Here is a 12,149-nt window from a genome sequence, read left to right as displayed (position 1 = left end):
CGTCCGCCAGCCGGCGGGAAATGCAGGTGCAAGACCTGCCGGGCGCTCCACACAAGGGCCCCTGCCTCTCCCGAGGCAGGGGCCCTTCGTCGTGCGTGCCCACCAGCTGGTGCTCGGTCAGCCCGCGTTCCGGGTGCCGTCGGCGCAGTGGACGTCCCGCTGCGGACGCTTGCCGGTGGTGAGGAACGTGGTGACCGTACGGTCGCTGCACGCGTTGCCGTTGTCCAGATAGACGCCGTGCCCGCCGTGGCCGACCGTGACGAGGCGGGCCCGGTCGCCGAGGGCCTGCCGCATCTTCAGGGCGCCGGCGTACGGCGTGGAGGGGTCACGGAGGTTCTGCACCATCAGGATGGTGGACGGTCCGTCGGCGGTGATCCGGGTGGGCTTGTCGGCGGGGGCGTCCTTCCAGAAGGTGCAGGCCGCGACGTTCGCCGGCATTCCGGCCGTGAGCGGGTGGCGGGCCCGGTCGAGGGCGACCGCGCGGCGGTACGGCGGGATCGCGGTCGGCCAGCGCGCGTCGTTGCAGATCGTCGCTATGGTGGCCGCCGCGTCGGCCTGCGGCAGCGGCCGGGCGAGGGCCGCGGGAAGGGCGGGGTGGCCGTCCGGTTGCCGGGCCGCCTGGATGAGTTGCGCGAGCTGCGGGAACGAACTGTCGTCGTAGAGGGCCATCTGAAGGGCCTGGCGCAGCCGGTTGCCGGTCAGCGGGAAGCCAGGGGTGGTGGATTCCTTGGGCTTCTGGTCCAGTTCGGCCGCCAGCCGGAGGAACAACGGCCGTACGTCCTCGGGGTGTTCGGCCAGCCGCTGCCCCTTGGCCCGCGACGGGTCCGCGGCCCAGGCCGCGAAGTCGGGGAACCGGTCGTCCGCGCCCCTCGCCATGTTCGCCAGCCAGCCCCTTTCGACGCGCTCCGGGTCGGGGTCGCCACTGCTGTCCAGCACCCAGCGGTCCGTGCGCGCGGGGTACTTCTGGGCGTAAACGGCGCCCACATAGGTACCGTACGAGACGCCCCAGGCCGACAGCCGGTCCTCGCCCAACGCCTGCCGGAGGCGGTCGATGTCGCGCACCTCGTTCGCCGTCGACATGCTCCTGAGCACGGGGCCGCCGTGGCGGTCGCACGCCTCGGCGATCCGGCGGGACCGGGTGACGTTCTCCGTGATGGCGCCGTCCGCGTCCGGCCAGGAGCGCATCCCCACCAGGTCCCGGTCGTCCGCGCGGAGACGGCAGTTCGCCGTCGTGCTGCCGCCGACGCCCCGCGGGTCGAAGCTGACGAGGTCGTACGCCCCCGCCATCTGTCCGCGCAGCGCGGTGCCTTTCTGCTGGAGCTCGCCCAGTCCTGATCCGCCCGGTCCGCCGGGGATCAGCAGGAGCGTGCCCCGTCGTGCCGCGGGCCGGTCGCTGCGCACGCGGGAGACGGCGAGGGTGAGTTGCCGGCCGTGCGGGGCGCGGTAGTCGAGCGGTACGGACAGCTCGGCGCACTCCTGTCCGGCGGGACCTCCCGGCTTCTCGCAGGAGCGCCAGTTGAGACCGGAGGACGGTGTGGCAGCCGTGGCTGCGGCGGGAATCGTCGGTATGGCCAGCGAGCCGGCCAGGACCGTTGCGGAGAGGGCGAGCACCCAGGCCCGGCGGGGAGAAGTCGTCATGGTTGAAGGATTGTTGAGCGGGTGGCCCGGTGCCCATCCGGCAGGCACGAGGGTCGAGGTGGTGCTGTCCCCCGGGTCGCCCGCGTCACTGTCCGAGTCGGCACAGTGCGTCGTCGTTGAGACGCAACGACGCGGCACAGCAACCGACTCACAGCGGCTTCAAACCGCCTTCGCGTCGCGATTCCACCCTGAAAGAGTGAAAACCTCGCCAATTCCCTCACTATGTGGCCGTATCTGCCGATGGGAGGTACGTACAGGAAGCGGCAGTGAGCCGCTTGGATCGATCGGGAGTTTGTTATGTCACGAATCACGCGGGTGACCGCTATGGCCGCCATCGCGGCAAGCACTGCCCTGGCCGGCAGTTCAACCGCGGTCGCAGACGCCGGTGCAGCCGGCGGAACGGCCGGTTCGCCGGGAGTGGTGTCGGGCAATGTGATTCAGATCCCGGTCCACATTCCGCTCAACGTGTGCGGCAACACCGTGAACATCGTGGGCCTGCTGAACCCGGCCTTCGGTAACACCTGCATCAACGGCCACATCGAGCGCCGGGTGATCGTCCGTCACAGCGTGGTCAAGCACGTCCACGTCAAGCACCGCCACGTCAAGGTCGTCAAGATCGTCAAGAAGAAGCACCACCACAAGAAGAAGCACCACAAGCCGGCCGGTGGCGTGCACACCGGCGGCGGCGGCATGGCGTAACACGGGACCTGCCCCGGGGGGCGCCGGCGACCAAGGCGCCTCCCGGTACAGCTACTGAACACCCGCACCACCAAGGCCCGGGGCCGGGCCGTTCGAACCAACAGCCCTTCCACCTTCACCGGAGGAGGCGGCCCGGCCCCGGGCTTTCGCACGGGCTCGCTTCGCGTATCCGGTCGTGCCGGGCGCGAACCGGCCGGCCAGTGGCGGGCGTTCACGCATTCATGTGATGCACGTCACACGGTCCGGTGTCATACAAGGACGGCTCCCCGCACGTGTGAAGGGTGCAAGGCAAGCGACAGCTGCAAGGCAGCCGACAACACGGGGAGCTGAGAAAGATGCGCAACCGAATCGCAGCCGGTCTTCTGGCGGCCGCGGCGCTCGTGGGGACCGTGGGCCTGGGAGCCACCCAGGCATCCGCCGCCCCCGCCCGGGCACCGCACCAGGTCGCCGACCAGGACAACGCCGCCGACGCACCTCCCGGTTGGGTACTGCGTGGCAAGTACTGGACCCACGGCGGCTGCGTGGAAGCGGGGCAGGACGGGGTCCAGCGGCACCACTGGGAGGAATTCCAGTGCGCCAACGGCTCCCTTCAGTGGGTCCTGTGGACCAACCGCTGATCCGCACACGCGATCCGGGCCCCGAAACCGGATCGTTCAACGGGGAATGACCACGGGCGGGCCCGGAGCAGCAGCTCCGGGCCCGTCCCGTTTCCCCGGCGGCCGAGTCCTAGTGCAGACGCATGCCGTTGCTGCCGATGATCACGTCGTAAGTGCCCGCCAGGCCGCCTTCACCGACGTAGCAGCGGTACCCGCTGGGCTTGTCCACGGGGACGAGACGTACGGTCGGAACCTCGTCGCAGCGCAGGGAGTCGCGCGTCTTCCCGCCGTAGACGCCGTACTCCTTCCACGCCCGGGCCTGCACGCCTTCCCGGGTGATCACGCCGCCCTTGGTCGGTGTGGCGGTGTACTGCACCATGAACGAGCCGCCCTTCGTCTCCACGCGGAAGGGCACCTGGACGCCCAGGTACGACACCGTGCACGTGAAGGTCTGCGGCTGGTCACTGACCTTGCCGGTGTCGCAGGTGCTGCTCGTCGGCCGGTCAATCATGCCGCCCATCGCCAGCACCCGTCGCTCCAGGTTGTACTTGATCTGGTCCAGCGCCGGGGCGTTGGCGCTGGGCTCGTGACGCGGCAGCGCATTCTTCTGCACCGCGGCCTTCGGGCTGGGCACCGGCGTGCCCTTGGTCAGCGGCGGGTCGTCCTGCCCGCAGGCGCTGGCCGCGAAGACCACCAGCGCCACCGTTGCTGCCGTACGTATCCAGTTCTTGGGACTCACTGTCGTCTCCCCGTTATCGCCACTGACGGAACGGTTGATCATAGGTTCCGCCCGAGGAGGGGACGGGACCGGGCGGTGCCCGGCAGGGTGGCGAACCTGGGAGGCTACCCACCGGGGCTGCCGGCTGATCCGCCGCGCCGGCGCGCGGGGCAGTGCCGGGTCGCCGACACCGCACGAGCAAAGGGGACTTGTGCCCGTGGCACGGTCCACGAGTGTCGGGCCAGGGCCCTGTGCGCCCCCTCCAGGAGCCTCGGAACACCACGAACACGCTGTTCACCACCCGCGCTTCCGGACGGCGGCGGTGCGATTCCGGTCGCCAGTACGGGCGCTCACGCCTTCCCGTGAAGGCGGGCATATGCGGGCGTGGTGCCGTCGGAAATCAGCAAATCCTTCTCCGTGACCGGGCGCGCTCGCGCCCATGACGGAAGGACACGGCTATGCGACGCACCATCGCCGGCATCTGCGCCGCCCTCGGGGCCCTGGGAATCGGCGGGGCCGCTCCGGCCTCGGCCGCCCCGGTTCCCGTGACCGCGCTCCACTGCGATGGCGACACCTTCACGTGCACGGCCAGCCTCCGCTTCGGCGACAACAACTGGAAGGCCGGCTGGAGCGCGAACGTCTACCACCAGGCGGTCCGGTCCGCGTACCGCGCTCCCGTGCCGGCGACGAGCCTGTCCTGTGACGGCGACACCGGACAGTGTGTGGCCGGCCTGCAGTTCGGCGACGGGAGGTGGCGGGCCAGCTGGCCCGCCAACGTCTTCCACCAGGCGCTCCGGTCCGCCGACGGGGCGCGGCTCGCGGCTCCCGTACCGGCGAACAGCCTGAACTGCGACGGCGACACCGGCCGGTGTTCGGTCAACCTGCAGTACGGCGACGGCAACTGGAAGGCCGGCTGGCCGGTCACCGTCTACCACCAGGGCTGAGCCCGGCCCGGCCGGCGGCCGGGCGTCAGCGGGCCGGTTCGCGCCGGGGGGGGAGCCGTCCGGCGCGGACCGGCCACGCGGGGCGGCCGTCCCCAGGCGCGACGCGACCGCTTCCCGGTGCCCCGAAATACGGCCGAATACCTCCATACTGGGCGCATTCATCGTTCCGGTCCGATCCGGTCTGATGCGGTCCGGTCCGGTTCGTACCCCGTCGGACCGGCGCGGACGGTCCGCCCGAGGGAGAGGACGCTGGGTGAGCGTGCAACGGGTGGGCCTGGTCGTCCACGAGGGGCGGGCCACCGCCGTGACGGCTGCCGAGGTCGTTCGGAGGTGGTGCAGGCGTCAGGGCGTCGGCTGCTGCGCCATCGACGTGTGGAGCCAGGAGGAGCAGCGCCGGGACGCACGGGAGGAGGTCGAGGCCGCCGGCGACCCCGACCTGATCGTCACCCTCGGCGGCGACGGCACCTTCCTCCGCGGGGCGCGCCTGGCCGCGCAGAACGACGCGCTGGTCCTCGGGGTGGACCTGGGGACCCTCGGCTTCCTGACCGAGGTCCCGGCCGACGACGTCGAAAGGGCGCTGGACACCGTCCACCGCGGGCAGGTGGGGGTGGAGAGCCGCATGATGCTGACGATGCGGGCGTCCCGGCCGCTGGAGCTCCCTGAGGGGATGGAGGCCCTGCTGCGCTACGGGCGGGGGCCGGCACTCCCCCCTCCCCTGGTGCGCCCCGAGTGCGCCGTCGCCCAGGACTGGGGGGTGGCGCTGAATGTGACGGCACTCAACGACATCACCGTGGAGAAGCTGGCGCGCGACCGGCAGGTCTCCCTCGGGGTCTACCTCGGGGGCCGGCTGCTCGCCTCGTACTCCGCCGACGCCGTGCTGGTCGCCACGCCCACCGGGTCCACCGCCTACAGCTTCGCCGCCGGCGGCCCGGTCATCTCGCCGGCGGCCGACGCCCTCGTCTTCACGCCCGTCGCCCCGCACATGACCTTCAACCGCTCGGTGGTGGTCGCCCCCGACGAGGCGGTCGCCCTGCGCGTCCTGGAGCGCTCCGGCCGCGCCGCGGTGAGCGTGGACGGCCAGCTGCGCGGCGTCCTGGATCCGGGTGACTGGATCGGCGTCTACGCGGCGCCGCAGCGGCTGCGCGTCGCGCGGCTCACGCCGACCGACTTCTACGGCAGGCTGCGGGAGCGGATGCGGCTGACCGACGCCCCCGCCGCGGCCGACGCCGCCGTCACGCCGCTGTGGCCGCACACGACCCGGGCCCCCGACGATCTCGCGCATCTGCGCCTGCCGCCGCTGGTCGTCGACGCCGACTGATCCCCGCCGTCTCCGCCACCCGCACCGACCGTCCGCACCGGCGCCGGCCGGCCTTTCCGGTGCCTGCCGCCCTCACCGGTGCCGTCCGTCCTGTACGGGCACCGGGCGGTCGTCGTGGAGGGCGCTGAACAGCTGCGCCGCCCGCGCCCGGTCCCAGAGCACCGCGCTGCCCTTGGAGGTGGGCACTCCGATGCCGGCCACCGGGACGTTGAGCTGCTTGCCGTGCCCGGCGGTGACCCCGCGGACCGCCTCGAACAGCCGGCTGAGATCCAGCAGACCGGTGTCCCGGTCGACCACGAGTGTCTCCAGTCCGGCGTCGAGCACGGAGTACAGCGCGATCGGGTCGAGCAGCGTGCCCGGTGTGCCCGCCCGGTGGGCGAGGGCGGAGAGGAACTTCTGCTGGTTGCGGGTACGCCCCAGGTCGCCCGCCTTCTCCTGGTGGCGCTGACGGACGAAGGCGAGCGCCGCGGTGCCGTCGAGGGTCTGACAGCCCTTCTTGAGGTCGGCGCCCGACTTCTCGTCCTTCAGATCCCGCTCCAGGCACATCGGGACGCCGCCGACCGCGTCGACGAGATTCACGAAGCCGGCGAAGCCGACCTCCACGTAGTGGTCGATGGTCAGGCCGGTGTTGTGTTCGATGGTGTTCACCAGCATCTTCGGACCGCCGAGCGCGAACGCGGCGTTCAGTTTGTTCTTCTCCGGGGCGTGGCGCTTCCCGGTCATGGGGCTGGTGTGCGCCGGGACGGTCAGCCACGAGTCCCGCGGCAGGCTCACCATCGTGGTGCCGCCCGCGCCGGTGTGCAGCAGGATCATCGAGTCCGTACGGCGGCCACCGGCCGATCCGGTGTGCAGTTCGTGCTTCTCCCGGTCGGTCAGCCCGGCCCTGCTGTCGGAGCCGACGAGGAGGTAGTTGGTGCCCTTGCCGCTCCGGTGGCGCTCCTCCGGCGTGCCACCGAGGTCGACCGTGCTGTTGAGCTTGCCGTCGGCCCAGGCGAAGGCCCCGGCGGGGATGCCCAGGAGCAGGACGAGCAGCGTCACGGCGAGCCGCCGCAGCGGCCGTTTCCGCCGCGAACGGTGGCTCCGGGGGCCCGTGGCACGACCGGCGGAAGCCTCGCCCGCGCCGGGTCCGGTCGCCTCGTGGCCGGCCGGCAGTCCCGGTCCCGGCGCACCGGCCCGCGGGCCGCGCGGGTCGTTCATTGCTTCACTCTCCTCGGTCCTTTCGATCTGCCCGGTCACTTCGACGCCAGGCCGGTCGGCTGCGGGGCGGGCTCCCGGAGCAGATGCTGGTTGGCGGTGCCGGAGCGGTGCATGCGGTGCCATTTCAGTCGGGTGCCGAGCAGGGCGGTGACCACGGACTGGATGACCACGAGGTACAGCAGCTGCCGGTAGACGAACAGCTGGAGGGGCAGGGCCCACAGGTCGCGCAGTCTCTCGTGGTCCAGCCGCAGTGCGTACGCCGCGGTGACCAACTGGACGGCGAGGAAGGCCAGCCAGACCCCGACGGCCTGCCCGGTGTCGCCGAAGCACACGCCGTACAGGGCGAAGACGTCGACGACCGGCGCGAACAGCGGCAGGACGATCTGGAACAGCGCGAGGTAGGTCAGCCCGCGGCGGCCGAAGCGGCCGGCCGGTCCGACCTCGAAGACGGCGTGGCGGTGCTTCCACATCGACTGGAGCGTGCCGTAGCACCAGCGGTAGCGCTGTCGCCACAACTGGCTGAAGGTACTGGGGACTTCGGTCCAGGCGACGGCCCGCTCCTCGTAGACGACGCGCCGGCCCACCCGCCACAGCGCCATGGTGAGGTCGGTGTCCTCGGCGAGGGTGTCGTCGCTGATGCCGCCGATGGCCGTCAGCGCGTCCCGGCGGAAGGCGCCGATGGCTCCGGGCACCGTCGGCATGCATTCGAGCACCTCGAACATCCGGCGGTCCAGGTTGAAGCCGAGGACGTACTCCAGGTGCTGCCATTTGCCCAGCAGGCGGCTCCGGTTGCCCACCTTGGTGTTCCCGCTGACCGCGCCGATGGTCGGGTCGGCGAGGGGCTGGATGAGCCGGTGGAGGGCGTCCGGCTCGAAGACCGTGTCGGCGTCGATCATGACGATGATGTCGCAACGCGCGTAGCTCAAACCCGTGCCGAGGGCCCCGGGCTTTCCGGAGTTGGGCTGTTGCACCACGGTCACCCGTGGATCGCCGACCCCGCGGGCGATCTCCGCGGTCCGGTCCGTCGAGCCGTCGTCGATGACGATGATCTGCAGGTCGCGGTGGGTGGAGGCGAGCAGTGAGCGCAAGGTGGCCTCGACGCCCGCCTCTTCGTTGTGCGCCGGGACCAGCACCGTGACCGGGTCGTTCACCTCGCGGAGCCAGGGCGCCCCGGACCGGTGCCTGCGCTGGCGCCGCACATGCACGCGGGCGAGGCCGGCGAGGAGTACGAGCCGGAGGATGCCGAGGCCGCCCGCGATGCCCAGCGCCCAGGTCATCGAGCGCGCGAAGCGGTGCCCGAGGGATTGCGTCCAGATCAGGGCGTTGCCCTGGAGGCGCTGGAGCAGGGACGCCGGCGTGGTGAGCGAGGGTCGCCCGAGGCCGCTCGTGACGGTGGTGAAGCGGCCCACCTCGGGATCGTCGAGCAGCTTCGTCGCCTCCTGGTAGCCCAGGGCGCTGTGGCTGTACTGCCGTACGACGCCCAGCGGGGGCTTGCGGGAGCGGGCGGTGGCGGCGACGAGGAGGTAGCCGTCGTCGGAGGCGCGTCGTGCGGCCGACCATTCGGCCCCGCACATCGTGTCGGCGGTGGTGGTGTGCGGCAGGCGCAGCAGCCGGGTGTTGACGGATGCCGCGCCGGCCAGGGCGGTCTGGGTGAGGGAGAGTTCCAGCTGGGAGCGGACCGGTGAGGCGCTGCCCAGGTCCCCTCCGGTGTAGGTGTACGAGCCGATCTCGTGGCCCTCGTCGTGGATCCGGCGGACCAGGTCCGGGTGACGCGCCGCCTGGGTTCCGTAGAGGAAGAAGGTGGCGTGTGCGTGGTGCGCGCGCAGCAGGTCGAGGAGGCGCGGGGTCCATACGGGGTCGGGTCCCCCGTCGAAGGTCAGCGCGGCGGTCCGGTGCGGCATCTGCACGGTTTCGGCGCCGTCACCGGTGACACGGAGCACCGGGGCCCCGTTGTCCGCCGACCGGGGTATGGGGCTGGTGCAGGCCCGGCGCGTGCGGGCGCCGTCGACCTCGTGGGTGGTCCAGCCTTCGAAGAGGAGCGAGACGGCGACTATGGGGAGGATCAGCAGCAGCAGTAACCAGTGCCAGCGTGGGGGGTGACGCAGTGCGTGCCGCCCCTGTTCCGACAACGCCACAGTGGGCCCTTTCTGTCGAGGATTCGTGCCACGTGCGCGGCGTCGTCCGCCCGCGCCCGTACGGCATGGCGTCGAGCGCGGGCGGACAAACGCCGCGGGCGGTACCGGGGAGCTATCGCGCCCGGCGGGCGGAGTTCACCGGTCCGTCAGCGGATCTCACGGGGCGGGGGCGTCGGCGGGGCCGGCGTCGGCAGAGGCTCTGCGGGTGGGGGCGCTGTGGCCGGGGTCGGTATCGGCGGGGCCGGGGGCCCGGGAGGAGTGCCGGCCTGCGGGCACGGCCGAGCCGGCGGCGCCGGACGGCTCCTCGGACGGCCCGGGTCGGCGGGGGTCGTCCGGGCCTGCGGGTGCGTGGTGCCCGGCGGGGTCCGGGAGTGGGTCGGCCTGTCCCGGCGCCGGTTGGGGGCCCGGTTGCAGGAGGCCGCCGAACACGACGACGAGGAGGACGAGATATCCGGTGCACATGCACCCTACGGTCAACGCCGCGCGTCCCAGGAAGCGTCGACGCCTGCCTGAAGTGTCGACAAATACGGGACTATTGCGCGTCTTACCGGGGCGAATGCTGTGGGGGGAAGCGGTTCGCATGGGGGGTGAGTGTAACCAGATGCCCGGGAAGGAGAACAGAAAGATCGGGCAGCTTCCTGCCATTAACGTCCCGGACCGACTGCGGAAACAATGAGCCGCGTAACCAGGGCCGCTCTCCTACCCCTTCCGTGCGCTCTCACGCGCCAACGTGCGTATTTACGCCTGCCGATGGGCCACTTCGGGCCGGACCACCGCTCCGCGAGCCCTTCGGTGCCTTCATCCACCAATGCCTACTGTGAAGTAACTCACGCCGCCGGGCGATAGCGTGAGGCAATTGCACTGCTCAATAGGGGCCGTTTTCCGGACGCGGGTGGAGCGGGGGCGAGGGGCGATCGCGCGCTACCGGGGACGAGGACGGCACCGAGGCCGAAGCTCCGCGGCCGGCGCGCGGCGCGGTCCACGATCCGGGGGTGCGAACGCCCGCCCTTGAACCGGTGACGCCGGACTCGGTGCTCACTCCGCCACTTCCGGCCTCAGGGTTTTCCGGCGTCAGAAAAGGCGCGTCGGGCGCATGGTGAGGGATACAGGCCCGGGACGACGCGGTCGTGGATAACGATGTCGTGCGGCAGCTGTGGTCCCCGTGCGGCGCTGGAGGCGGAGCGAGGAGACTGGCGCGCCGCACCTGCCCGGGGCGGCTCCCAGCGGGACATCCGGTGCGGTGCGGCGCGGCGCGGCCGTGGTGGCACAGCGCCGCACCGGTGGAGGGTGCGTCAAAAAAGTGGCGTGCCGAGTGCGGCCGAAACCCGGGCGCAGCGCTCCGTTCGCCCCACAGAGTCAATTTCGCGCCGAGACCACCCGGAGAGCGCATTTCCGCGTTCCCGAGCGGCGCTCCCGAGTGGTGCTTCAGTGCGCGACGGCCGACTGTGAGGCATATCGCTTCTGCGATACAGAAGGCCGACGCTGTGTCGCCTTCGCAGTAGTTGAAAGGAACATCTGCCGTGCGCACTGCCCGTACGCTCTTTGCCTCCGCGGTCATGACCGCGCTTCTCGCGGTCGCCGCCCCCACGGCGTCCGCCTCGCCCGTGGCCGAGCTCCGCGCCACCGACGTCAGCTCCTCGTCGATCGGCCACGACCGCGACAGTTACGGGAGAGGTGACGGTGACGGCCACGGGTGGTCGCGCCACCGCGAGTGCAGGCACCACCGTCACTGCCACCACCGCTTCTACGGGTGCAGGCACCACCACCGCAGGCATGACTACCGTCCGATCGGCGGCGTGCACACCGGCGGTGGCGCGCTGATGCGCTAGGGCGGGTCCGATCCCGGACAGCGGCCCGGCCTCCGTGCCGCTGCCCGGGATCGTCGCTCGTCGGCTGACGGCTCGGCCTTCGGGCCGACTGCGGCGAATGGGTGCGGCAACACGACTGTTGCCGCACCCATTCGGTGTGTCCGGGCCCCGGCGTCCCCGCGCCGGTGGCGTGTCGTACGTCCCAGGCGCGCCGCACCGCTCCGGGCATCCCAGCAGCTCAGGGCCTACGACGTCCCACCCGGTCCCTTCCTGGGCGACGGCGTGTTTCAAGCGGCGGCCGAGGCGACATGCTCGGTGCGGCGAGGGCGGCAGACGGTGCCACCCGGTCCGGCGAGGTGCCGTCGGGCCGGGAAGCGCAGCCGCCCGAGCCGCCCCGCACCGCCGTCACCGCTGTCCTCACGAAGGGAACCCGATGATCTCGCCACGTCTGCCCGCCCGGACCGGCCTCGCGGCCGCCGCTCTGACCGCGCTCGCGGTGGTCGCGCCGCTCGTCACCGCTGACCCCGCGGCCGCCAGCGGTACGAAGCTGACGCATGCTCAAGCCGCCGGCAAGCTGCGCGCGGCCGGCATCAGCTGGACGTCCAGCGGCCACTGCTCGGACCGGAACAACAGGCACTGCACCTCCTTCAGCCGCATCAATTCCGGGACGGTCAGCGGGATCATCACCTTCAAGCGGGCCAGCCACTGCGCGGTGACCATCACCGGCGGCACCGAGACCGGTCACGCGCCCGGCCGGTACAGCCACTGGAACGGCTACAAGGTCGACATCAGTCCGACCGGCTGCATCACGAACTACATCAAGCACGCCTTCCGGTACGTCGGCCGGCGCGGCGACGGCGCGCCCATGTACAAGTCCTCCACGGGCAATATTTACGCCCGGGAGAGCAGTCACTGGGACATCACCTACCTGTGACGTCAGAACGAGTGGGGTGAAACCCCGTGGGGCGACATCCGGTGAGGTGCGTCCGCCCGAAGTACGTCCGCCCGAGGTACGTCCAAGTGCGTTGCGCGGAAAGGGACATCGCGCTCCACGGACCACTCCCCCGCCGCCCGGCAATGCGGAAATGCAGACCCG

General features: G+C 71.5%; 10 protein-coding genes and 1 pseudogene. 6 read left to right on the top strand and 5 right to left on the bottom strand.

Going from position 1 to position 12,149, the window contains the following annotated elements:
* Positions 1–117: 117 nt before the first annotated feature.
* A complete protein-coding gene (locus OO62_RS13740; RefSeq protein ID WP_051733132.1) occupies positions 118–1,638 on the bottom strand; it encodes an alpha/beta hydrolase in 1,521 nt (506 codons plus the stop codon).
* Positions 1,639–1,935: 297 nt separating this feature from the next.
* On the opposite strand from OO62_RS13740, the pseudogene OO62_RS41315 reads away from it, so the two are divergent.
* Together OO62_RS41315 and OO62_RS13730 are read left to right on the top strand one after the other, a co-directional pair.
* Positions 1,936–2,169: pseudogene (locus tag OO62_RS41315) on the top strand (chaplin); the annotation flags it as partial.
* Between the two features lie 503 nt (positions 2,170–2,672).
* Positions 2,673–2,954, top strand: a complete 282-nt coding sequence (locus OO62_RS13730; RefSeq protein ID WP_033267613.1) for a hypothetical protein — start codon at positions 2,673–2,675, stop codon at positions 2,952–2,954.
* A gap of 109 nt (positions 2,955–3,063) precedes the next feature.
* Here OO62_RS13730 and OO62_RS13725 read toward each other — a convergent pair whose 3' ends face one another.
* Positions 3,064–3,672, bottom strand: a complete 609-nt coding sequence (locus OO62_RS13725) for a hypothetical protein (protein ID WP_157850141.1) — start codon at positions 3,670–3,672, stop codon at positions 3,064–3,066.
* A 437-nt stretch (positions 3,673–4,109) separates the two neighbouring features.
* Between OO62_RS13725 and OO62_RS13720 the strand changes: the two genes are divergently transcribed.
* Entirely contained in the window at positions 4,110–4,595 is a 486-nt protein-coding gene (locus OO62_RS13720; protein ID WP_033267611.1) for a hypothetical protein, read from the top strand.
* A gap of 253 nt (positions 4,596–4,848) precedes the next feature.
* Positions 4,849–5,913 (top strand): NAD(+)/NADH kinase, encoded by a 1,065-nt coding sequence (locus tag OO62_RS13715; RefSeq protein WP_033267610.1) that lies wholly within the window; start codon positions 4,849–4,851, stop codon positions 5,911–5,913.
* A gap of 72 nt (positions 5,914–5,985) precedes the next feature.
* Here OO62_RS13715 and OO62_RS13710 read toward each other — a convergent pair whose 3' ends face one another.
* The 3 genes from OO62_RS13710 to OO62_RS13700 form a co-directional block, all read right to left on the bottom strand.
* Positions 5,986–7,110 carry an LCP family protein gene (locus tag OO62_RS13710; RefSeq protein WP_077194450.1) on the bottom strand — a complete coding sequence of 375 codons (1,125 nt, stop codon included), beginning with the start codon at positions 7,108–7,110 and terminating at the stop codon, positions 5,986–5,988.
* 35 nt (positions 7,111–7,145) lie between these two features.
* Positions 7,146–9,245 (bottom strand): bifunctional polysaccharide deacetylase/glycosyltransferase family 2 protein, encoded by a 2,100-nt coding sequence (locus tag OO62_RS13705; RefSeq protein WP_033267609.1) that lies wholly within the window; start codon positions 9,243–9,245, stop codon positions 7,146–7,148.
* A 156-nt stretch (positions 9,246–9,401) separates the two neighbouring features.
* Positions 9,402–9,707: a hypothetical protein gene (locus OO62_RS13700; protein WP_033267608.1), complete on the bottom strand. Its 306-nt coding sequence runs from the start codon at positions 9,705–9,707 to the stop codon at positions 9,402–9,404.
* Positions 9,708–10,765: 1,058 nt separating this feature from the next.
* Between OO62_RS13700 and OO62_RS13695 the strand changes: the two genes are divergently transcribed.
* Together OO62_RS13695 and OO62_RS13690 are read left to right on the top strand one after the other, a co-directional pair.
* Positions 10,766–11,074 (top strand): hypothetical protein, encoded by a 309-nt coding sequence (locus tag OO62_RS13695; RefSeq protein ID WP_033267607.1) that lies wholly within the window; start codon positions 10,766–10,768, stop codon positions 11,072–11,074.
* Between the two features lie 412 nt (positions 11,075–11,486).
* On the top strand, positions 11,487–11,987 hold the full coding sequence (locus OO62_RS13690) for a hypothetical protein (RefSeq protein ID WP_051733127.1): 501 nt from the start codon (positions 11,487–11,489) through the stop codon (positions 11,985–11,987).
* Positions 11,988–12,149: the final 162 nt, after the last annotated feature.

The sequence above is a fragment of the Streptomyces lydicus genome, from assembly GCF_000717345.1.
GTDB classification, from domain to species: Bacteria; Actinomycetota; Actinomycetes; order Streptomycetales; family Streptomycetaceae; genus Streptomyces; species Streptomyces lydicus.
This window is presented reverse-complemented; position numbering and strand designations above follow the sequence as displayed.

Bases quoted from the DNA above. Each gene is read 5' to 3' on its own strand.
- OO62_RS13740 (WP_051733132.1), bottom strand. From the start codon at position 1,638: ATGACGACTTCTCCCCGCCGGGCCTGGGTGCTCGCCCTCTCCGCAACG.
- OO62_RS13730 (WP_033267613.1), top strand. From the start codon at position 2,673: ATGCGCAACCGAATCGCAGCCGGTCTTCTGGCGGCCGCGGCGCTCGTG.
- OO62_RS13720 (WP_033267611.1), top strand. From the start codon at position 4,110: ATGCGACGCACCATCGCCGGCATCTGCGCCGCCCTCGGGGCCCTGGGA.
- OO62_RS13710 (WP_077194450.1), bottom strand. From the start codon at position 7,110: ATGAACGACCCGCGCGGCCCGCGGGCCGGTGCGCCGGGACCGGGACTG.
- OO62_RS13700 (WP_033267608.1), bottom strand. From the start codon at position 9,707: ATGTGCACCGGATATCTCGTCCTCCTCGTCGTCGTGTTCGGCGGCCTC.
- OO62_RS13690 (WP_051733127.1), top strand. From the start codon at position 11,487: ATGATCTCGCCACGTCTGCCCGCCCGGACCGGCCTCGCGGCCGCCGCT.